Raw genomic sequence first — 20,557 nt, 5'->3', positions numbered from 1 at the left:
CCATGGCCTCCTCTCCCGCGAAACGGCACTTCCTGGCAGCCGCAGCGGCACTCGCCGCAGCAGCGGTCGGGCCGGCCGACAGCATGGCGGGCCGTACCGTGTACGAGCAGCAGCTGGCTCAGCTGCTGCAGGACCGGCTGCGACTCAAGCAGGTGCAATCCACCCAGGCCAAGGCCGAGCTCAAGCGGCAGCTGCTCGGCGCCTATGCCGACTACGTCAGAGGCGTGCTCGAGGGCGGCAATGGCGCCCAGGACGAGGTGCTGGTCACCGTGATGATCTGGCGCATCGATGCCGGCGACTTCTGGGGTGCGCTGCATATCGCCGCCTACGTGCTCAAGCACGGTCTGGTGATGCCGGATCGCTTCGCCCGGACCACCGGCTGCCTGATCGCTGAAGAGGTGGCCACCGCCGCTCTCAACGCCCAGAAAGCCGGTCAGCCGTTCGAGCCGGACCTCCTGTTCTACACCGATGCGCTCACCGTCGAGCAGGACATGCCCGACGAGGCACGCGCCAAGCTCTATCTGGCCATCGGCCGGGCCGAGCTCGAGGGCATCGATGAAGAGCGGCCGGGCGCCGAGGGCCAGCTGGCTCGCGGCATCGCTGCTCTGCAGCGCGCCATCAGCCTGCATGACCGCTGCGGCGGCAAGAAAGACCTGGAACGGGCCGAGCGCCTGGCCAAGAAACATGCCGCCCCTGGCGGCTAACCGAGCGGTCCCCCGCAACCCCGCCGGCTCGGGGCGGATCGGACAGGCCTAGCCTGGACCGTGAAGCCTCGACCACCGGCGACTCATTCGAGAGCAGCACCATGAGCGGATTCGTTGCAGGCGGCACCGTCGCCAGCGGTCAGGTGGTGTCCGACCCTTTCTGGCCCGCGATCGAGCTGGACCAGGTCCGCGCGCGGTTGCGGATCGATAGCAGCGTCAGCACTGAAAAGCTCAAGGCCGCCGTGATCGCCGCAGCGATCACCGTCAACCGCGAGCTCGCCGGCTATCGCTTCGCCCAGGCCACCAGCGGCTACGCCACCCTGGCCGCCGTGCCCGGGCTACTGGTCGACGGCGTCAGCGAGCGTGCCCACCTGTACCTGCGTGCGATCGATGCCGCCACCGCGGCCGAGGTCGCCGAGCGGTACCGCAGCTACGACAGCACCGCCAAGGGCGACAAGGACGCCGAGGCGGAGACTCCCACCATCGACGACTACCGCCGCGATCAGCGCTGGGCCATCCGCGACTTCCTGGGCCTGGCCCGCACCACCGTGGAGCTCATCTGATGGCCACCGTCGTGCGCGCCCAGCAAGGCGACACCCTGGACCGGATCTGCCTGCGGCATTACGGGCGCACCCAGGACGTCACCGAGGCCGCGCTCGAAGCCAACCCGGGCCTGGCAGAGCTGGGCCCCATCCTGCCGATTGGCACCCCTATCACCCTCCCAGACGCCCCTGCCCAGGTCTCTGCCGGCATCGCCGCGCAGCAGCCGGTCAGCCTCTGGGACTAGATGAGAAACATCATGCCTGACCGTCCTGACTCCTGGGCCTGGTTCGCCACCTGGCTCGAACACAACTGGCCCGCGCTCTACGCCGCCATGGTCGCCTGCGTCATCGCGGGTCTCCGGATCGCCTACAGCGGCGGCACCCTGCGTCGCGTGCTGCTCGAGGCCCCGCTCTGCGGCGCCTTGGCCCTGGCCGCAAGCCACGGCCTCTCCCTGCTGGGCATCCCTGCCAGCACCGGCCCCTTCTGGGGCGGAATCATCGGACTGCTGGGCGTCGAGGGCACTCGCGCCGCGGCCAAACGCTTCGTCGAACGCAAGGTGGAAACGCAATGAACCAGCCCAAGATCCTGATCCTCGGCGCCCACGGCCTGGCTGTGCGCGACCTGCAGAAAGCCCTGGCCGCGTCTGGCTTCACCGTCGACCTGGACGGCGACTATGACGAAGGCACCGAGCAGGCCGTCGAAGCCTTCCAGCGGTCTGTCGGCCTGGTGGCCGATGGCATCGCCGGCCCGAAGACCTTCGCCGCCCTCCTCGGCAAGCGCGACCCGCTGCACCTGGGCTACGCCGACCTCGAGCTCGCCGCCAAGACCCTGGGCGTCCCCGTCGCAGCCGTCCAGGCGGTCAATGAGGTCGAGTCCAAGGGCGAAGGCTTCCTGGATAACGGCCTAGTGGTGATCCTGTTCGAGCGCCACGTCTTCTACCAGCGACTGGTGAAAGCCCACGGCCAGGCCGAGGCCGATCGCCTGGCAGCCCTCAATCCGAACCTGATCAACCCGAAGTCCGGCGGCTATGCGGGCGGTGCGGCCGAGTGGCAGCGCCTTACCTTGGCCCGGCAGATCGACGAGGCCTGCGCGCTGGAGTCGTGCAGCTGGGGGCTGTTCCAAGTCATGGGCTACCACTGGCAGGACCTGGGCTATGCCAGCGTCCAGGACTTCGTCACCCGCATGCGCGCGAGCGAAGCCGAGCAGCTCGCCGCCTTCGTCCGCTTCATCAAGGCGGAGCCCGCCCTGCTCAAGGCGCTCAAGGCCGGCAAGTGGGCCGACTTCGCCCGCGGCTACAACGGGCCTGCCTACGCCCGCAACCTCTACGACGTGAAGCTCGAGCGCGCCTTCGCCCGCTACAGCACCGCCGCCCCGGCTAAGGACGCCGCATGACACCCGTCACCGACGTGCAGCGCCTGGATCCGCAGGATGGGGAGGTCTTCATCCTGCCGGCCGGCGCGTCCTTTGAAGAAGCCGAGCGCCTCTGCGAAGCCATCCAGACAGCCAAGCCTGGCGTGCGGGCTGTCGTGGTGATCGGCGAGCTCGAGCACCTGGACCAGGCGGCGATGAACCGCGCTGGCTGGTACCGCCAATGATCAGCTGGAAGGAGAAGGCGCTCTTCGCGCTCGCCCTGGCCCTGACGATCGCCGTGCTGTGCCTGACCCTCTATGCGCAGGGCCTGCGCATAGACCAGGCCAACCAGAAGCGCGAGGCCGCCGAGGACCAGGTCACCCAGCTGACCGGCGAGCGCGACCACCTCACCGCCACCCTCACCCAGCAGCGGGCCGCCCAGGCCCAGCTGCAAACCACCCAGACAGACCTGCGCCGCGAGATCGATGTCCGCAAGCGCCGGATCCAGGAGCTCGAAGATGAAAACGCCGACTTCAAGGCTTGGGCTGGCCAGCCTCTGCCTGCTGCTGCTCGCCGGCTGCGCCAGCGGCCCGTCCTCACCGGAGCCACGGCTTACCGTGAGTGGCTGTCCAGTGGTAACGCGCTGCCAGCTGCCGTCGACCGCCCCGCGCAATAACGGCGAGCTCCTGGACGACAGCGAGGCCCTGGAAGCTGCCTGGGCCGACTGCGCCGCCCAGGTCGATATGGTCTATGACGCCCAGCAGGTCCACCCATGAACAAGCCTGAAAGCCTCCGCGCCCACCTGCTCGCTGCAGTGCCGGAGCTGCGCCACAGCCCTGATCGGCTGCTGGTCTTCATCGACAAGGGCAAGCTGCGCTGCACCGCGGCGGCCAGCCTGTCCTGGGAGTACGGCTACGAGCTGCAGATCATCCTGACCGACTTCGCCGGCCACCCAGACGCCGTGATGCTGCCGCTGCTGGCCTGGGTCCGGACGAACCAGTCCGAGCTCCTGGTCAACCTGGACAAGTCCGCCCAGGGCATCGGCTTCGAGGCCGACATCCTGGACAACTCCAAGGTGGATCTGGCGATCACGCTGCCCCTCACCGAGCGCGTGGTCGTCAAGAGCCAGCCAGACGGCACCTATCAGCTGAGCCACGTTCCAGAATCGAAATACACCGAGTACCAGGAGCCAGGCACTTGGCAGGTCTTCGCCGGTGGCGAGCTGCTGGCCGAGTGGCAGTCCGGATCCGCTGGCGACGCCCTCGCCCTGGAGACACCGCACCCGGGCCGCAGCCGTGGCTGACCTCGAGGCGCTGGAGACCTGGCTCTCGCCGCTCCTGCAGAAGCTCGACGGCCGCGGCCGGGCTCAACTGGCCCGCAAGGCTGCCCAGCAGCTGCGCCGCAGCCAGCAGCAGCGGATCCGCGCCCAGGTGAACCCGGACGGCTCGCCGTTCGACGCACGCAAACCGCGGGATCTACGCGGCAAGAAGGGGCGCATCAAGCGGCGCATGTTCGAGAAGCTCAAGATGGCCCGCTACCTCAAGGCCAAGGGTTCGCCGCAGCAGGCGGTGATCGGCTTCGCTGGCCGCGTCTCTCGCATCGCCCGCGTTCACCAGTACGGCCTGAAAGACCGCGCCGAGCGTGGAGCCCCCGAGGTCCGTTATGCCCGCCGCGAACTGCTCGGCCTGTCTGACCAAGACTTGCAACAGCTGCGCGACTCGCTATTGGATGGCTTGGGGCTTTGAATGCTATCGACTTTGCCAATCAATAGGAGGCGGTGCGAGTGGCTGCTCAAGCTCTGCTCCATCCTCTCTTAGGTAGTGGCGCAAATTACCAGCCTCAACTAACTTTTTACCCGCCTCTGTTATTACAACATCAGCAGCGTAAGTTGATTGATGCGAAAGCAAAGAGGCAGATCGCAACTCGCGAATCTGAGTTACAACAACAGGACTTCTAGCCGCTATATACTTCAAATTATTATCATGCCAAATCGGCGGATCAATACTTGCGAAGTGAGCAAGTATAAGAAGGTGCCTGTAAGTTAGCCGATCGACACAACTGATAAGCCAAGACGCATCAGCTGCTGAAATCGTAGAATCGAAGGCGGTAGAGGTAAAAACCTCACCTAGAATTAGTGCCTTTTGCTCTTCGTATTGATGCTTAGCCTTTGTTAAGACACCGTCCAAGATCACACGACCACCTGGAACTGTTCCTGAGCGGACTCTAAAAAAATCATCGTCTCTGATTTCTTCGCCTTGCTCCCTTCTCTGTTGGATCCGGTGCACCGCCAGGGTGATTGCCCCGGCCGCTCTTACAAGCTCTCGATCAGACTGCTGTCTATCAACAAAGTCAGTTAGCTCTTGGGTGATAACAACCCCCGCCTGGGCAAGAAAAGCACCAGAGGCACCAGACGGATCACCTAACGCAAGTGATATAGCTGGCCCAGCCGCCGCGCCTGCCAGCTCAACCCCTCGCTTTACTATCAGTTGAATCTTCTTCCCGCTATCCATCATCAGCTCCTATCCCTTGAACCAAAATTTGTACCTGCACCGCCTACAACTCTAGTCCAGTGCAACGCATTACCGCGGTCGCCATCCTCGCCCGCATGACCGACATCGCCGCCCTTTCCCGCCTCATCGAGAACCTGATCCGCCTCGGCACCGTTGCCGAGGTCGACCATGGCAGTCTCCCAAACAAACGCCCTGCCCGGGTCCGGGTTCAGAGCGGCGAGCTGCTGACCGGCTGGCTGCCCTGGACCGCCCTGCGCGCTGGCACCACTCGCGACTGGGATCCACCCACCGTGGGCGAGCAGGTGGTCGTTTTCAGTCCCAGCGGCCAGACCGCCCAGGGCATCGCCATTACCGGCCTGTTCAGCGCCCTCATTCCCGCCAACGGCGATCGCGCCGGCCTGCACCGCCGCACCTACCCGGACGGCGCCGTCGTCGAGTACGACAGCGTGGCCCATCGCCTGCGCGCCATCCTGCCCGCCGCCGGCGTCACCGACCTGACCAGCCCCGGCGGCATCAACATCGTCGGCCCGATCAACCACCAGGGCGACTACACCCAGACCGGCAACCAGAACGTCACCGGCAAGGTGACCGTCAGCGAAGACGTGGTCGCCGCCGGCATCAGCCTGGTCAAGCACAAGCATGGCGGCGTCCAGAGTGGCGGCGCCCAGACAGGAGCGCCGGCATGAACCGCACCACCGGCCTGACCGTCACCGAGCTCGAGCACCTGCAGCAGTCGGTGGCCGACATTCTCACCACGCCGATCGGCACTCGGACCATGCGCCGCGAGTACGGCTGCGACCTGTTCAGCCTGCTCGACCAGCCGCTCAACCCTGCCCTCGCCCTGCAGGCCAAGGCCACCGCGGTGACGGCCCTGCTGCGCTGGGAGCCCCGCCTCAACCTCACCTACATCGGCATCAGCCTGGGCGACGCCCCGGGCCAGGCCTTCGTTGACCTCGAGGGCTACAGCACCGTCAACGACGCCGCCGTCAGCCTCCGCGCACCGCTCACCCTGGGAGGCCTGTAATGGTCGACACCTTCAGCCCTATCGACCTCAGCCAGCTGCCAGCCCCGACCATCGTCGAGACCCTGGACTTCGAGACCCTGCTCACCGCCCGCAAGGAACGGCTCATCAGCCTCTACCCCGCGGCCGAGCGCGCCGCCATTCGCGAGCGCCTGGCCCTGGAGTCGGACCCGGTCAACAAGCTGCTCCAGGAGAACGCCTACCGGGAGCTGGTGCTGCGCCAGCGGGTCAACGATGCCACCCGCGGCGTGATGCTGGCCTTCGCCGTTGGCACCGACCTGGACCAGCTCGGCGCGAACTTCAGCGTGACCCGCCTGCTGCTCAAGGCCGCCAACCCCAACGCCGTGCCGCCCACCGCTGCCGTCTACGAATCCGACGACGACTTCCGCGCGCGGATCCAGCTGTCCCCCGAGGGCTACACCACCGCCGGCAGCCAAGGCAGCTACGTCTTCCACGGCCTGTCCGCCGATGGCAACGTCCGTGACGTCCAGGCCATCAGTCCGGCGCCGACCCAGGTGACCGTCTACGTGCTGTCGCGCCTGGGCACCGGCCTGGCCTCGCCCGAGCTGCTGGCCAAAGTCACCGCCGCCCTCAACGCCGAGAAGGTCCGGCCGCTCACCGACAAGGTGACCGTGCTGTCGGCCAACATCGTGGACTACCAGGTCAACGCCGAGCTCACCCTCTACGACGGCCCGGATTCCGATGTCGTGGTCGCTGCTGCCTACAAGGCGGTCGAGGACTACGCCGCCAGCGTGAAAAAGATCGGCTATGACGTCGCCCTGTCCGGCCTGTACAAGGCCCTGCACCAGTCCGGCGTCCAGGCAGTCAAGCTCACCAAGCCCGCCGCCAGCCTGGTGCTGGGCAACGGCGAAGCCAGCAACCTGACCGGCGTCACCCTGACCGTGGCGGGTGCTACCAATGTCTGAGCTGCTGCCACCCAACAGCACGGACCTGGAGCGGCGCCTGGCTGAAACCGGCAGCGCCATCAGCGACGTGCCGGTGCCTACCCGGTCGGTCTGGGACCCGAACACCGCCCCGGCCGAGCAGCTGCCCTGGCTCGCCTGGGCCTTGTCGGTCGACGCCTGGGATCCGCTGTGGAGCGAGAACCAGAAGCGCCAGACCATCCGCGCGAGCATCCAGGTCCACCGCACCAAGGGCACCTTCGGCGCCATCAAGGACGCCCTGGCCGCGCTGGGTTTCCCGATCCGCGTCCAGGAGTGGTACCAGCAGGATCCGCCCGGCAAGCCCGGCACCTTCCGCCTGCTGATCGACGTCGACCAGATCGGCGTGCCCAACAGCAGCGCCCTGCGCTTTATGCCCGTCGTCGAGGCAGCCAAGAACCTGCGCTCGCACCTGGACACCATCGAGCTGCGCGTCGCCACCAAGACCCGCGCCTACCGCGGCGCCGTCACTGCGGCCGGCTTCGAGCTGACCGTCCGCCCCTCCGACACCCAATACGCCGCCCTGGAGCCTGGCTTCGTCCTGGCTGAGTCCGGGCTGCACCAACTCACCAACGTGGACCTGGTCCAGGCGCTGGAACTGAAAAATGGCTGACTTGACCCTACCCGAGGTAATCACCCGCTTCCGGGGGAATGAGGCGCGCGTCGCCGACTTCGCCAACGGCAACGCCGCGGGCTACTACATCACCGTCGACGGCAAGAAGGTCGAGACGCTGCCCAGCGTGGTATCCCGCCTTGCAGCTGCGATCGCAGCGGCCAGCGCTACGGCTGAGACTCTCAAGGGCACCGGCGGCGCGAAGCTGATCGGGTTCGGAACAGTCACGGTCGATGCCGCCCTGACCAACCAGGCGAAGGAGATCGCCGACAACGCGAAGGCCATCACCGACCTGGACACCGCCAAGCTCGCCAAGGGCGGCGGCACCATGACCGGCCCGCTCAAGCTGTCGGGCGCCCCGACCGACCCGCTCCATGCGGTCCCGAAAGGCTGGGCGGAGACCCTGATCGGAACCTACTGGAAGCCGGGCATTGGGGATGTTCTCGCGACCCTGCGCGGCGCCCCCGATGCAACCTGGATTCCTGATGGCGCGGTCTATTTACAGGCGAGCTACCCGGACCTGTTCGCAAAGGTCGGGCTCACGGGATTTGACGCGACGGGCGCCGCGAATTGGCCGCAGATTTCAACCGTTCCGGCCACGCAAGCCGCTTTTATGGCGGTCGGAAAGGATGGCGTCCTTGTTTTTAGTGATGGCTCCAGTAGCGCTCCCGTATTCCGGCGCAGCACGGACGGCGGCGCCTCCTTTGCCACGATCAACGCGCCGGGAACCGCAACCATTACGGGCGGCGGTACAGATGGCAAGGGCGTTTTCGTCGTCACTTGTTATTCGGGCTACGTTTATCGCTCGGCGGACAATGGCCTGACCTGGACCGCGATCAACACCGGGGCAGGACAGAACCTGCTGGGCGTCGGCACCGACAACAAGGGCACCTGGATCGCTAGCTCCAACGGCGCTTTTGTTATGCGCTCGACGGATAACGGCCTGACCTGGGCAAAGGTGACGACGCCAAACAATAGCAGAGGGGGAACTGCCACAAATGGCGCGGGCGTGTGGCTGGCGATTGCGGGGCAGCAAAATATTGCCTTCCGAAGTGCGGACAACGGCCTGACCTGGACCCAGATCACAATGGGTTATGGCTCGGCCGACTATTACTGCGCCGCCTCAAGTAATGGCGTCATGGTCCTGGCCGGGACCTACGTGATTAGTAGCAGCTATTACCAGGTGATGGCCTGTACTACCGACGGCCTTAATTGGAAATACGGCGTTTTGAACATGTACGGTTCCGGGAATCCGTACACGGTTGCACTTGACTCCTACGGGATAGGCGTCGCCGGTTGCTTTACCAGTGGCGCGATGCGGTTTGTCGTAACAACCGACACGACGGGCGTGACGAACGTCGCTGTTAGCGCCGCGCCAACCAACCAGAGCTGGACGGTTAACGTCTGTACCGACGGCCTGGGAACCTGGTACGCGCAGGGCGGGAGCAATTACGTCATCAACAAGTGCGTTCCGGTATACGACGTGCGCACCGCCTTCAAAGTCCCGAAATCACTCGCCCAAGTGGCGCCCTACGCAACTTTCGTCAAGGCCAAATGACCATGGACCCCATCAACCTCTACCAATGGGGCGCCGATGGCGTCCTGGCTGGATCCATCCAGGCCGACCCTATGACGGGCATCCCCGAGCGCAGCACGCCGACCGCGCCGCCCAAGCTCAAGGCTGGCCAAGTGGCAGTCTGGAATGGTCAGGGCTGGATCGCCGCCGACAAGGCGCCAGAGCAGCCGCTGCCGGTGGTTACTGCTGACCAGGTCGACGCCGAGCGGGACCGCCGCGTGGAACTGGGTTTCGAGTTCCAGGGCAAGCACTACCAGACCCGCGAGGCGGGCGACCGAGAGAACATCCTGGGCGCCATGAACAACGCGCTCGCGGCCATCATGAACGGCGCCAAGGTCGGCGAGCTGCGCTGGGCAGACGCGGCCAAGGACTTCTTCTGGATCGCCGCCGACAACACCCGCGTGCCGATGGATGCCCAGACAGCCCTCGCCCTGGGCCAGGCCGCCACGGCCCGCAAGAGCGCACTGGTACAGGCTGGCAGCGACCTCAAGGCGATGGTGCCCATCCCCCAGGACTTCGCCGCCGACAAGTGGTGGCCGGTATGAGCAAGGGCTACTTCGAGAACCGCCCGGCCATGCGCCAGGTGGACCGCTGGACCTGGGAGCTTGTCGAGCCGCTGGTCTTCGTCGACCCGGTCTACGGCCGGATTGTCGTGCCCACTGGCGAGCGCAGCGACCTGGCATCGATCCGCTTTCTGCGAGAGGTCGCGCGCTGGGCCCTGATCCTGGCGGCTGTAGCCTGGGTGGCCGGCGCAGTCTGCGCGCTGCTGCTGCCCCTGCAGGCGGCCGCGGATCCGCTGCTGTGGACCAGCATCGGCGCCACCGGCATCTACGCCGCTCTGGCCGGCTACGCCGTGCTGGCCGCCTTCGTCCACGACTTCCTCTACCGCACTGGCCAGCTGCCGCGCGCTGCGGCGGACGCGGTGCTGTACCGCGCCTGCCGGGCTGAGGGTGAAGCGCGCTGGCGAGCATTCATTTTCTGGATCGGGCCACGCCTCGGCGGGGCCAGTCACTACCACACCGGCAGCAAGGGCTGATCATGGACTTCCACACGATACACACCGCCTACGGGCTCAAGCGCCTGGCCCAGGCCGAGGCTGCCGGCGTCGCCATCAACCTGACCCAGGCCGCCGTGGGCGATGGCAACGGCAACGCCGTCACCCCGGCCGAGGGTATGACCCAACTGGTACGCGAGCGCTATCGCACCACCATCAACCGCGTCTACCAGGATCCGGACGAACCGCGCGGCTTCATCGCCGAGATCGTGATCCCAGCGGCTACCGGCGGCTTCACCCTGCGTGAGGTCGGCCTCTACGACGACCAGGGCAGCCTGTTCGTGGTCGGCAACCTGCCGGACACCTACAAACCGCTCCCCGGCGAAGGGGCCTATTCGGACGCCGTGCTGCGCGTGCAATTCCTGGCCTCGAACGCCTCGGTGATCAACTTGCAGGTGGACCCGAACCTTGCGGTGGCCAGCCACACCTGGGTGCTCAACACCTTCGCCAAGGCCTTGATCATCCCTGGCGGGACCGTACGCCAGGTACTGGCCAAGTGGGGCAACGGCCCCGGCGAATACGGCTGGGAGGACCCCACGGAAACCAACGTTGTCGTGCGCTCGATCGAGGAGATCCAGACGCTGGCTGCCAACCAGACCGTGGTCAACCTGGCCAAGACCACCACCGTGGGCCTGGCGGTCTACGTGGGCGGTACCCGACTGCGTGCCGGCGAGGAGTGGAACGCCACCAGCACCACCGCACTCAAGCTCACCAGCAGCTACGCCGCCGGCAGTAAGATCGTGCTGGCCCAGAACGACCCGCTCGGCACCTTCTTCGATCCGCTGATGAAGACCCAGAACCTGGCCGACGTGCCGGACAAGGCCAAGGCCCGAGCCAACATGGAGCTCTATAGCAAGGGCGAGGTGGACGCGATGATCACGCGGGTGCCGGCCGGTACGGTCGGCTACTTCGCCGGTACCACCGCCCCGGCTGGCTGGTTCAAGGCCAACGGTGCTGCGATCTCGCGTACGGCCTACGCCGAGCTTTTCGCCGCGCTGGGCACCTATCACGGCGCGGGTGATGGCTTTACCACCTTCAACCTGCCGGATCTGCGCGGCGAATTCATCCGCTGCGTGGACGACGGCCGCGGCGTCGACAAGGGGCGTGGCTTGGGGACAGCGCAGGCGAGCCAGAACCAGGAGCACGTCCACACCGGCAAGACCTCTCAGGCCGGCGCGCACTCGCACGTCTATTCGGACACCGACACCTACGAAACCAGCAGCAGTGGCTTGTCCGGCGGCAACAACTTTACCGACCGCACGAGTAGCTACAACACCAGCACCAACGGCGACCACACCCACGTTGTCACCATTGACCCGAGCGGCGGCAGCGAGGCGCGCCCGCGCAACATCGCGCTGCTGGCCATCATCAAGTACTGAGGTGTCCCATGGACAAGATCGTCTATCAAACCGACCAGGCCGGCTTCTACCAGGGGCAGACCTCCGCCGATGAGTCGCCGCTCGAGCCTGGCGTCTATCACCTGCCGGCGCGCTGCGTGGAAACGCCGCCGCCAGCCGCCTGGGAGGACAACCAGTGGCCGCGCTGGGATGGCACCGCCTGGCGTCTGGTCAATCGCCCCAAGGCCTTCGACGCTGAGGATCCGGTCGACAAGCTCAAGGCCTTCCTCGCCGCCAACCCAGACGTGGCCAGCCTCATCACCGCCGCCTGATTTTGTAGCGGCGCCCGCTACAACTCCCGCCCCGCGACCCGCGCGCGCGGATCCGCCAGCCTGTGCAGCGTCACCTACCCACCTGCGCAGGCTTACCCTCCATGGCTGACTTCCATCACGGCGTGCGTGTCCTCGAGATCAATCAGGGCACCCGCTCCATTTCCACCGTTTCCACGGCCGTTATCGGCATGGTTTGCACCGGCAGCGATGCCGATGCCACCGCCTTCCCGGTCGACACGCCCGTTCTGCTGACCAACGTCCAGGCCGCTGTCGGCAAGGCCGGCACCAAGGGCACGCTGGCCACCTCCCTGCAGGCGATCGCCGACCAGTCCAAGCCCGTCGTGGTTGTGGTCCGAGTCGCAGACGGCGCCAGCGCGGCCGAGCTGCAATCCAACCTGATCGGTGGCGTCGTCGCCGGCCGATACACCGGCATGAAGGCCCTGCTCGCGTCCAAGGCCAAGCTCGGCGTGACGCCGCGCATCCTCGGCATTCCCGGGCTCGACACCCAGGCCGTGACCGCCGCCCTGCTGCCGATCGCCAAGCAGCTGCGCGCCTTCGTCTACGCCAGCTGCTATGGCTGCGCCACCAAGGAAGAGGCCGTCGCCTACCGCACCCAGTTCAGCGCCCGCGAGCTGATGCTCCACTGGCCGGACTTCCTGGCCTGGTCGACCACCGACAACAAGACCGTCACCGCGGCAGCCACCGCCCGCGCCCTAGGCCTGCGTGCCCAGATCGACCAAGAGACGGGCTGGCACAAGACCCTCTCCAACGTCGCCGTGGCCGGCGTCACCGGCGTGTCCAAGGATGTCTTCTGGGACCTGCAGAACACCGCCACCGACAGCGACTACCTCAACGGCAACCAGATCACCACGCTGATCAACCACGAGGGCTACCGCTTCTGGGGCTCGCGCACCTGCAGCGACGACGCGCTCTTCACCTTCGAGAACTACACCCGCACCGCCCAGGTGCTGGCGGACACCATGGCCGAGGCGCACTTCTGGGCGGTCGATCGCCCGATGCACCCGAGCCTGGTGCGCGACATCGTCGAAGGCATCAACGCCAAGTTCCGCGAGCTGACCCGCCAGGGCTACCTGCTGGGCGGCGAGTGCTGGTACGACGCCGACGCCAACGCTTCCAGCACCCTCAAGGCCGGCAAGCTCTTCCTGGACTACGACTACACCCCGGTCCCGCCGCTGGAAGACATGACCCTGCGCCAGCGCATCACCGACCGCTACCTGGCCGACTTCGCGACCCGCGTAAACGCCTGATCCTGATCACCCGGCGCCCCTATGGGCGCCCACTGGAGAGCTGCCCCATGGCCATGCCCCGCAAACTCAAGAACATGATGCTTTTCAACGACGGCCACTCCTACCTGGGCGTCGCCAAGTCCGTCACCCTGCCGACCCTCGGCCGCAAGATGGAAGCCTTCCGCGGCGCCGGCATGAACGGCCCCGTAAAAGCTGACCTGGGTATGTCCGACGACGGTATCCAGCTGGAATGGTCCCTCGGCGGCCTGGACCTCACCGTCCTCAAGCAATTCGGCGCCGTGGGCGCTGCAGCCGTGCCCCTGCGCTTCACCGGCAGCTACCAGCAGGACGACACCGGCGAAGAGACCGCCGTCGAGATCGTCGTCCGCGGCCGCCACGAAACCATCGAGATGGGTGAAGCCAGCGCCGGCGAGGACACCGAGCACAAGATCACCACCGCGGGCAGCTACTACAAGCTGATCGTGGACGGCGAGACCGTGATCGAGATCGACCTCCTCAACTTCATCGAGATCGTTGGCGGCGAAGACCGCCTGGCCAAGCAGCGCGCCTCGCTCGGCATCTGATCCCTCCCCTTTTCCAGCCCGCTCAGGCGGGCCACCTGATCTCCCAAGCCTATTACCTGGAGTACCACCATGAGCGACACCACCAACGCTGTTCCTGCAGGCGACCACACCCACACCTACAACGTCGACCAGGCCGGCAGCAACAGCCACAACGCGCCGCAGCCGGTACCGGAAAACGTAGTCGTCCTGGATCAGCCCATCGTCCGCGGCGCTACCACCATTGCCCAGATCGCCCTGCGCAAGCCCAACGCCGGCGCCCTGCGTGGCATCACCCTGTCCGACCTGCTGCAGATGGATGTCAACGCCATCGTCCGCGTGATCCCGCGCATCAGCACCCCGACCCTCACCGAGGCCGAGGTCCGCGCCATGGACCCCGCCGACCTGGTCGACGCCGGGAGTGTCGTCGCGAGTTTTTTGCTCAAGAAGTCCATGAAGGCGGATCTCTTCCCCGCCACGTAGAGGATGCGATGGCAGACCTCGCCATCACCTTCCACTGGCACCCCGCTCAGCTCGATCAGCTGAGCGTTTCCGAACTGATGGACTGGCGCGAACGCGCCCGCAAGCGAGTCTCCCCCGATGGCCAATGACCTGCAGATCCGCGTCCTCCTGTCCGCCCTGGACAAGGTCACGGCCCCGCTCAAACGCATCGCCGGGGGCGGCAACGCGACCGCCCGGGCGCTCAAGGCTGCCCGGGACCGGGTCAAAGAGCTCAACCAGCAGCAGCAAGACATCAGCGCCTACCAGCGCCAGCGCGAGGCCGTGCGCCAGAGCGCCGAGGCCCTGGCCAAGGGCCAGGAGAAGCTGCGGTCCTACCGCGAGCAGCTCAAGGCCATGGACGCGCCGTCCGCCGCCTTCCAGAAGACCTTCGCCAACGCGGCCGCAGCCGTCGACAAGCTGCAGGCCAAACACACCGCCCAGCGCACCGAGCTGCAGCGCCTGCTGCCCATCATGCGCGCCAGTGGCGTCGATACCCGCGACCTCGGTGGCGCCCAGGCGCGGCTGCAGGCGCAGATCACCAGCGCCAATGCCGCGATCGACACCCAACGGGGCAAGCTCGATCGCCTCAATCGCACCCAGGAAAAGCTGGCCAGCGCCCGCGGCAAGCTCAAGCGCGGCCAGGAGCTCGCCGGCAACGCCGCCATGGCCGGCGCCAGCTCGGCGGCCACCGGCGCCGCGATCGGCGGCCCGGTGCTGGGCATGATCAAGGCCTTCGCCCCGGCAGAAGATGCGGCCACCCAGCTGCGCGCCTCGCTGATGCTGAGCGACGGCACCGCCCCCAAGGAATTCAAGGAGATCTCCGACCTGGCCACGCGCCTGGGCGATCGCCTGCCCGGTACCACAGCCGAATTCCAGGAAATGATGACCATGCTGGTGCGCCAGGGGATGTCGGCCAAGACCATCCTCGGCGGCATGGGCGAGGCCGCGGCCTACCTGGGCGTCCAGCTCAAGATGCCGGTCACCGAGGCCGCTGAGTTCGCCGCCAAGATGCAGGACGCTACCCGCACCAGCGAGAAGGACCTCATGGGGCTGATGGACACCATCCAGCGCGGCTTCTACCTGGGCGTCGACTCCAACAACATGCTCGAGGGCTTCAGCAAGATCAGCCCGGCGCTGGACATCATCAAGAAGGAAGGCCTCGAGGCAGCCAATGCCCTGGCGCCCTTGCTGATCCAGCTCGACCAGACCGGCATGGAAGGCGGCGCCGCCGGCAACGCCCTGCGCAAGATCTTCCAGATGGGCATGGATACCACCAAGGTCGGCAAGGCCAACAAGGGCCTCAAGGACAAGGGCATCAAGCTCGACTTCACCGACGGCAAGGGCGAATTCGGCGGCATGGAGAAGCTCTATGCCCAGCTGGACAAGCTCAAGGCCCTCAACACCGAGACCCGCCTGGGTGTGCTGAAACAGGTCTTCGGCGACGACTCCGAGACCCTCACCGCGCTCAATACCATGATGTCCAAGGGACTGGCCGGCTACCAGGAAGTCCAGGGCAAGATGAAGGCCCAGGCGGACCTGCAGATGCGCGTCAATGAGCAGCTGGGCACCTTGTCCAACACCTGGGAGGCCGCGACGGGCGCCTTTACCAACGCCCAGTCCGAATTCGGCGCCGCCATTGCGCCCCAGCTCAAGCAAATCATCAACTGGCTGGGCGACCTGGCCGGCAAGACGGGCGCCTGGGCCCGCGAGAATCCGGTCCTCGCCGGCAATTTGGTCAAGGTGGCCGCAGTGCTGTCTGCCGTCTCGATCGCCTTTGGCACCGTCGCCTTGGGCGTCGCCGGCGTGCTCGGCCCCTTCCTCGCGCTGCGCTTCATGCTCGCCCAGGTTGGCATCCGCCTGCCGAGCCTCATCGGCCTGCTGTTCAACCTCGGTAAGACCGCCCTGCCCCTGGTGGCCACCGGCTTCAGGCTGCTCGGCGCCGCCGTGATGGCCAACCCCATCGCCGCGATCATCTTCGGCCTGGTCACCGCCGGCGCTTTGCTATACGCCAACTGGAGCACCATCGGGCCCTGGTTCAAAGGGATCTGGGAGGAGATGAAGCTGGGAGCCAGTGGTGGTATTACCGGGATCGCCAAGCTGATCCTGGACTTCTCGCCGATCGGCCTCTTCTACCGCGCCTTCGCCGCGGTGATGAACTACTTCGGCTTCGAGCTACCGGCCAAATTCACCGAGCTCGGCGGCATGATGATGCAGGGCCTGGTCAACGGGATCACCAGCGGCCTGGGCGCGGTGAAAAACGCGGTGATGGGCGCCGGCGAGAGCGCGATCAACTTCTTCAAGGAGAAGCTGGACATCCACTCGCCCTCCCGCGTCTTCGCCTCCCTGGGTGAGTTCACCATGCAGGGCCTGGCCATCGGCCTGGGCAAGGGAGAAGGCAGCCCGCTGGCCCAGATCGCCGATACCGCCAAGCGCATCGCCAGCGCCGGCGCGGTCGCCCTGGGCGTCGGTACTGCCGCCACCCCGGCGCTAGCCAACGGCATCACCTTTGACGACCGACCCGCGATGTCCGCCGCCGCGCCTGCTGCGCCGGCAGGCGGCGACGTCTACCACATCACCATCAACGCGGGTGCCGGTACGGACGCCCAGGCGATCGCCCGCGAGGTCCAGGCCGCCCTGGCCCGCATCGAGAGCCAGAAGGCCGCCCGCAGCCGCAGCAGCCTCAAGGACAGGACCTGACCACCATGATGATGGCCCTCGGCAATTTCATCTTCAGCCTCTACACCCTCGCCTACCAGGAGCTCCAGCGGCAGACCGACTACCGCCACGCCACCAGCTCCCGCGTGGGCGCCGCGCCGGCGCGCCAGTTCCTGGGCAAAGGCGACGACAGCATCACCCTGCCCGGCTGGCTCGCCCCGGAGCTTGCCGGCACGCCCAGCAGCCTGGACGTGCTGCGCTACATGGCCGGCACCGGCGGCGCCTGGCCACTGATCGAGGGCAGCGGGCGGATCTACGGGCTCTGGGTCATCGAGAGCATCACCGAGACCAAGACGCTCTTCTTCTCGGACGGCACCCCGCGCCGGATCGAGTTCAGCATCGCCCTCAAGCGCGTCGACGACGACACCGGCCGCGAGCTGCTCGGCGCCGGCATGGCCGGCATGGGTACCTTGCTGAGGAAACTGCTGTGATCCAGGAGCTGCTCGACACCGCCACCGGCCAGCTGCGCACCCTCGGCCGCGACCTGGTGCAGGGCGCTACCTATGCCCAGGCGCGCTACCAGATCCTGGTCGACGGCCAGGACATCAGCGCCCTCATCGCGCCGCGGCTGATCAGCCTGGATCTGACGGACAACCGCGGCCTCGAGGCCGACCAGCTGAGCCTGGTGCTGTCCGACCACGACGGCCTGCTGGCCATCCCGCCCCGGGGCGCCAAGATTCGCCTCTGGCTGGGCTGGTCCACCACCGGCCTGATCGACAAGGGCAGCTATGTCGTCGATGAGACCGAGCACAGCGGCGCCCCCGACGTGCTCAGCATCCGCGCCCGCAGCGCCGACCTGCGCAAGGGCCTCAAGACCAAGCGGGACCAGAGCTACAGCGCCACCACCCTCGGCGCCGTACTGCGCGTCCTGGCCGCGCGCCAGGGGCTCACCCCGCTCATCGCGCCCGCCCTCGAAGCGCAGCAGGTCCTGCAGCTGGACCAGACCGGCGAATCGGACGCCAACCTCCTCACCCGCCTGGGTGAAGACTACGACGCGGTGGCCACCGTGAAAGCGGGCCGGCTGCTGTTCCTCCCAGCCGGCGGCGGCAAGTCGGTCAGCGGCGCCGACCTGGGCCACGTCACCCTCACCCGCAAGGACGGCGACCAGCACAGCTACCTCCAGGCCGACCGCGAGAGCTACGACGCCGTGCGGGCCTTCTACTACGACGTCAACAGTGCGAAGAAGAAGGAGGCCATCGCCGGCGGCGGCGAGAACGTGAAGGACCTGCGCCACACTTACGCCGATGAGCTCTCCGCGCTGCGCGCCGCCCGGGCCGAGTGGAACCGCCTGCAGCGCGGTACCGCCACCCTCACCTACCAGCTCGCCCTGGGCCGCCCTGAGCTCATGCCCGAGCTCACCTACACCCTGCAGGGCGTGAAGGCCGAGATCGACGCCATCATCTGGTACGGGGGGAACGTGCAGCACAGCCTCACCGCGGACGGCGGCTACACCACGCGCCTGGAGCTGGAAGCCAAGCTGCCGGAAGACCTGGTCGCCGACCTGGTCGACGAGATCCAGGGCGACTACACCGGCATCATCGCCTACTACCGCGACCCGAAGACCGGCAAGGAGCACACCCTCACCGAAGGCGACCAGAGCAAGCCGCGACGGCTGCGGCACCTCTACGCCACCAAGGCGACGGCGAAGCGGGCGGTGGAGCGAGAATGGAAGAAGCTGCAGGCCGAGAAGGCCCAAGCATGAAAAAGCCCCGGGCGCTTCCGCTCCGGGGCTATTCCTATCGCTTCTGAGGGCCGGCGCTACATAGGTCCCTCACAATGATCCTTACCGTCTCCTGATCCCTATCGCTGAGCTGCCGGATCCGCCTCACCATCAGCCGCTCACTGCGTGTCGACCACAGCCACCCGTTTCTTCTCGCCATCTACTGCTCCTCTGGATGATGGGGTTGCTGATCCACCCTGACAGGCTTTTTCAGAACGCAACCCCTGGGAGCACCCTATTTTTCGCATAGGCTGAAAAAAAACGATGGGAAACCATATTCAGACCGAAATAGGTTAGCGCGGCCTACCCTCGGTAACAGACTTTTCCAGAACGCAACCCCTGGGAGCACCCTGTTTTTCGCATAGGCTGAAAAAAGCGATGGGAAACCATATCCAGACCAAAATAGGTTAGCTCGGCCTGCCCTCGGCAACTCGGCCACAGCCTACCGGATCGGGCCAGAAACCCGCCGCAAGTCCTCGGCGATCATCCGTAAGGTGGCCTGGTCCTGCGCTGAGAGACTTCGGTATAGGCGCAGCATTGCCGCCTCTTTCGCATCAATGGCTGCCGCCACTGGTTGTCGCTCGAAGATATGCAGAACCGCGGGCTTTACCTGTTCCATGGACTTCACAGACTCAAATTACTGTATTTGTATACAGTACATACTGTGACGCACGTCGCCAAGCTTTTACGTTTTTGCGTTTTTACGCCTGATTGCAGAAGCAAGAAGCCCGGCACTTGGCCGGGCTTCCCTCAGTTGCTGATCGCTTCGCTTGGGCTCCAGAGCTCCAGAGCATCCTTGCCGACGTACACCCGGTACTGAGTCCGCATGATTCCGCGATCCAGCACGGTGATGGGGAATTTGCTACTGGTAGGCACACAGGACGTCCCAAGCAGGTATTTCTGCGCGCGTTCGTCCTTCTTGATCAGCGCCTGAGTGAACTCGCTGAGGGCATCCTTGCTGATGCAGCCGATATAGCCGTCATTGAGTCTCGCAGCGCTGGCTGATCCTGGGATCAATGTCCCCACCAGTGCAGCGGCTAGAGAGATACCCAGGAGAGGGCGAGATAGAAATGGCAGGAACTGCGCCATGAAAGGCTCCTTGAATCTTCCGTGTTAAAGCCTGGCCAGACGCCAAGCAGTTGATGCTCCTACGACGCGCTGGAATCAGTAGCGCCATCAGATACGGACATCGCATACGCGACCCGCTGTAAAGACTCCTTCTTGAAATCGGGCATAGACCGGAAGTAGCCAACGATCTCCGCCTCCACCGGCGAGAGTGCAGCCTCCGGTATGGGAAGCGGATCCCCCGTCAGGATGAAATAGACGTCTGCCCCATGCTGCTTGATCGCAGCTAGATAGTTGGCATCGGGGCTTCGCTCACCCTTCTCATAATTGAATTGGCTGGTCTTGGTCACTCCGGCCAAAGCAGCGAAGTCAGCCTGGTTTAAACCCAGCCTGAGGCGCTCCAAGCGCAGCCTATCGCCAATTTTCAACAGAACGACCCCTTAGCGCTTGACGATTCAACGTATGTTGAATATTGTCCGCCTTGTTCACTCGAAATCACACGAATGTTAACTATGGCCGACACCTACGCTACCGAGCAAGCCTGTAAGGACGCCCGTTCTCGTCTCGAAATGCAGGGCATTTCCGTGAAGGAGTTCGCGCTGCGGCATCAGCTGAGCCCGAGCACCGTTTATGCGGTGATCAACGGGCAAAAAAAGTGCCTCCGCGGCGAAGCGCATCGAGCTGCTGTCCTGCTCGGTATCAAGCAGGGAGCCATCCCGGCGCTGGCTGCAGCTGAAAGATAGGGCCGGATGGCCCAGGGAGATACTG

Annotated in this window: 29 protein-coding genes and 1 pseudogene; 27 read left to right on the top strand and 3 right to left on the bottom strand. The window is 65.8% G+C overall.

Annotated elements, in window-relative coordinates:
- Nucleotides 1-2 precede the first annotated feature (2 nt).
- The 10 genes and pseudogenes from gpM to QE444_RS07035 all read left to right on the top strand — a co-directional run bounded on the left by gpM (nt 3) and on the right by QE444_RS07035 (nt 4,342).
- Nucleotides 3-704, top strand: a complete 702-nt coding sequence (gpM, locus tag QE444_RS07080) for a phage terminase small subunit (RefSeq protein WP_309737637.1) — start codon at nt 3-5, stop codon at nt 702-704.
- A 101-nt stretch (nt 705-805) separates the two neighbouring features.
- Complete coding sequence (locus tag QE444_RS07075; protein WP_309737636.1) at nt 806-1,267, top strand: head completion/stabilization protein; 462 nt, start codon at nt 806-808, stop codon at nt 1,265-1,267.
- On the top strand, nt 1,267-1,491 hold the full coding sequence (locus QE444_RS07070) for a tail protein X (RefSeq protein ID WP_309737635.1): 225 nt from the start codon (nt 1,267-1,269) through the stop codon (nt 1,489-1,491). Before QE444_RS07075 ends, QE444_RS07070 begins: the two co-directional genes overlap by 1 nt.
- A 12-nt stretch (nt 1,492-1,503) precedes the next feature.
- On the top strand, nt 1,504-1,818 hold the full coding sequence (locus tag QE444_RS07065; RefSeq protein ID WP_115946757.1) for a phage holin, lambda family: 315 nt from the start codon (nt 1,504-1,506) through the stop codon (nt 1,816-1,818).
- The gene (locus QE444_RS07060; protein WP_309737632.1) at nt 1,815-2,639 is read left to right on the top strand and encodes an N-acetylmuramidase domain-containing protein; all 825 of its coding nucleotides are present in this window, start codon (nt 1,815-1,817) and stop codon (nt 2,637-2,639) included. Before QE444_RS07065 ends, QE444_RS07060 begins: the two co-directional genes overlap by 4 nt.
- On the top strand, nt 2,636-2,842 hold the full coding sequence (locus tag QE444_RS07055; RefSeq protein WP_027599399.1) for a hypothetical protein: 207 nt from the start codon (nt 2,636-2,638) through the stop codon (nt 2,840-2,842). Before QE444_RS07060 ends, QE444_RS07055 begins: the two co-directional genes overlap by 4 nt.
- Nucleotides 2,839-3,192: pseudogene (locus QE444_RS07050) on the top strand (LysB family phage lysis regulatory protein); the annotation flags it as partial. The gene QE444_RS07055 and the pseudogene QE444_RS07050, both read left to right, overlap by 4 nt.
- Nucleotides 3,116-3,373, top strand: a complete 258-nt coding sequence (gene lysC / locus QE444_RS07045) for an Rz1-like lysis system protein LysC (RefSeq protein WP_309737631.1) — start codon at nt 3,116-3,118, stop codon at nt 3,371-3,373. The pseudogene QE444_RS07050 and the gene lysC, both read left to right, overlap by 77 nt.
- The gene (locus QE444_RS07040; protein ID WP_309737630.1) at nt 3,370-3,900 is read left to right on the top strand and encodes a phage tail protein; all 531 of its coding nucleotides are present in this window, start codon (nt 3,370-3,372) and stop codon (nt 3,898-3,900) included. Before lysC ends, QE444_RS07040 begins: the two co-directional genes overlap by 4 nt.
- Nucleotides 3,893-4,342 (top strand): phage virion morphogenesis protein, encoded by a 450-nt coding sequence (locus tag QE444_RS07035; protein WP_309737629.1) that lies wholly within the window; start codon nt 3,893-3,895, stop codon nt 4,340-4,342. Before QE444_RS07040 ends, QE444_RS07035 begins: the two co-directional genes overlap by 8 nt.
- 3 nt (nt 4,343-4,345) lie before the next feature.
- Here QE444_RS07035 and QE444_RS07030 read toward each other — a convergent pair whose 3' ends face one another.
- Nucleotides 4,346-5,107, bottom strand: coding sequence for a hypothetical protein (locus QE444_RS07030; RefSeq protein ID WP_309737628.1), 762 nt, complete (start codon nt 5,105-5,107; stop codon nt 4,346-4,348).
- Nucleotides 5,108-5,202: 95 nt separating this feature from the next.
- Between QE444_RS07030 and QE444_RS07025 the strand changes: the two genes are divergently transcribed.
- From QE444_RS07025 to QE444_RS06950, 16 genes are all read left to right on the top strand, one after another.
- Complete coding sequence (locus QE444_RS07025) at nt 5,203-5,793, top strand: phage baseplate assembly protein V (protein WP_309741937.1); 591 nt, start codon at nt 5,203-5,205, stop codon at nt 5,791-5,793.
- Complete coding sequence (locus QE444_RS07020) at nt 5,790-6,131, top strand: GPW/gp25 family protein (protein ID WP_309737627.1); 342 nt, start codon at nt 5,790-5,792, stop codon at nt 6,129-6,131. The genes QE444_RS07025 and QE444_RS07020 overlap by 4 nt, the downstream gene beginning before the upstream one ends.
- A complete protein-coding gene (locus QE444_RS07015) occupies nt 6,131-7,054 on the top strand; it encodes a baseplate J/gp47 family protein (protein WP_309737626.1) in 924 nt (307 codons plus the stop codon). The genes QE444_RS07020 and QE444_RS07015 overlap by 1 nt, the downstream gene beginning before the upstream one ends.
- Nucleotides 7,047-7,682, top strand: a complete 636-nt coding sequence (locus tag QE444_RS07010; RefSeq protein WP_187978430.1) for a phage tail protein I — start codon at nt 7,047-7,049, stop codon at nt 7,680-7,682. The genes QE444_RS07015 and QE444_RS07010 overlap by 8 nt, the downstream gene beginning before the upstream one ends.
- Nucleotides 7,675-9,240 (top strand): sialidase family protein, encoded by a 1,566-nt coding sequence (locus QE444_RS07005; RefSeq protein ID WP_309737625.1) that lies wholly within the window; start codon nt 7,675-7,677, stop codon nt 9,238-9,240. Before QE444_RS07010 ends, QE444_RS07005 begins: the two co-directional genes overlap by 8 nt.
- A gap of 2 nt (nt 9,241-9,242) precedes the next feature.
- On the top strand, nt 9,243-9,803 hold the full coding sequence (locus QE444_RS07000; protein WP_309737624.1) for a DUF4376 domain-containing protein: 561 nt from the start codon (nt 9,243-9,245) through the stop codon (nt 9,801-9,803).
- Complete coding sequence (locus QE444_RS06995; RefSeq protein ID WP_309737623.1) at nt 9,800-10,294, top strand: DUF1353 domain-containing protein; 495 nt, start codon at nt 9,800-9,802, stop codon at nt 10,292-10,294. The genes QE444_RS07000 and QE444_RS06995 overlap by 4 nt, the downstream gene beginning before the upstream one ends.
- Nucleotides 10,295-10,296: 2 nt before the next feature.
- On the top strand, nt 10,297-11,691 hold the full coding sequence (locus QE444_RS06990) for a phage tail protein (RefSeq protein ID WP_309737622.1): 1,395 nt from the start codon (nt 10,297-10,299) through the stop codon (nt 11,689-11,691).
- An 8-nt stretch (nt 11,692-11,699) separates the two neighbouring features.
- Entirely contained in the window at nt 11,700-11,981 is a 282-nt protein-coding gene (locus tag QE444_RS06985; RefSeq protein ID WP_309737621.1) for a phage tail protein, read from the top strand.
- Between the two features lie 101 nt (nt 11,982-12,082).
- Nucleotides 12,083-13,249 (top strand): phage tail sheath protein, encoded by a 1,167-nt coding sequence (locus QE444_RS06980; protein ID WP_309737620.1) that lies wholly within the window; start codon nt 12,083-12,085, stop codon nt 13,247-13,249.
- Between the two features lie 47 nt (nt 13,250-13,296).
- Nucleotides 13,297-13,812, top strand: coding sequence for a phage major tail tube protein (locus QE444_RS06975; RefSeq protein ID WP_309737619.1), 516 nt, complete (start codon nt 13,297-13,299; stop codon nt 13,810-13,812).
- Between the two features lie 69 nt (nt 13,813-13,881).
- Nucleotides 13,882-14,271 (top strand): phage tail assembly protein, encoded by a 390-nt coding sequence (locus QE444_RS06970; protein WP_309737618.1) that lies wholly within the window; start codon nt 13,882-13,884, stop codon nt 14,269-14,271.
- Nucleotides 14,272-14,279: 8 nt separating this feature from the next.
- Nucleotides 14,280-14,399 carry a GpE family phage tail protein gene (locus tag QE444_RS06965; RefSeq protein WP_017640277.1) on the top strand — a complete coding sequence of 40 codons (120 nt, stop codon included), beginning with the start codon at nt 14,280-14,282 and terminating at the stop codon, nt 14,397-14,399.
- The gene (locus QE444_RS06960; RefSeq protein ID WP_309737617.1) at nt 14,389-16,986 is read left to right on the top strand and encodes a phage tail tape measure protein; all 2,598 of its coding nucleotides are present in this window, start codon (nt 14,389-14,391) and stop codon (nt 16,984-16,986) included. The genes QE444_RS06965 and QE444_RS06960 overlap by 11 nt, the downstream gene beginning before the upstream one ends.
- 5 nt (nt 16,987-16,991) lie before the next feature.
- The gene (locus QE444_RS06955) at nt 16,992-17,435 is read left to right on the top strand and encodes a phage tail protein (RefSeq protein ID WP_280307914.1); all 444 of its coding nucleotides are present in this window, start codon (nt 16,992-16,994) and stop codon (nt 17,433-17,435) included.
- Nucleotides 17,432-18,706, top strand: a complete 1,275-nt coding sequence (locus QE444_RS06950; protein ID WP_309737616.1) for a phage late control D family protein — start codon at nt 17,432-17,434, stop codon at nt 18,704-18,706. Before QE444_RS06955 ends, QE444_RS06950 begins: the two co-directional genes overlap by 4 nt.
- A gap of 768 nt (nt 18,707-19,474) precedes the next feature.
- Here the strand turns inward: QE444_RS06950 and QE444_RS06945 are convergent.
- Nucleotides 19,475-19,813 carry a hypothetical protein gene (locus tag QE444_RS06945; RefSeq protein ID WP_309737615.1) on the bottom strand — a complete coding sequence of 113 codons (339 nt, stop codon included), beginning with the start codon at nt 19,811-19,813 and terminating at the stop codon, nt 19,475-19,477.
- A 59-nt stretch (nt 19,814-19,872) separates the two neighbouring features.
- Nucleotides 19,873-20,217, bottom strand: coding sequence for a helix-turn-helix domain-containing protein (locus QE444_RS06940; RefSeq protein WP_309737614.1), 345 nt, complete (start codon nt 20,215-20,217; stop codon nt 19,873-19,875).
- An 84-nt stretch (nt 20,218-20,301) separates the two neighbouring features.
- Between QE444_RS06940 and QE444_RS06935 the strand changes: the two genes are divergently transcribed.
- The gene (locus tag QE444_RS06935; protein WP_309737613.1) at nt 20,302-20,532 is read left to right on the top strand and encodes a DNA-binding protein; all 231 of its coding nucleotides are present in this window, start codon (nt 20,302-20,304) and stop codon (nt 20,530-20,532) included.
- Nucleotides 20,533-20,557: the final 25 nt, after the last annotated feature.

Origin of the sequence: Pseudomonas sp. SORGH_AS_0199, assembly GCF_031453735.1 — a bacterium.
GTDB lineage: Bacteria > Pseudomonadota > Gammaproteobacteria > Pseudomonadales > Pseudomonadaceae > Chryseomonas > Chryseomonas aestiva.
This window is presented reverse-complemented; position numbering and strand designations above follow the sequence as displayed.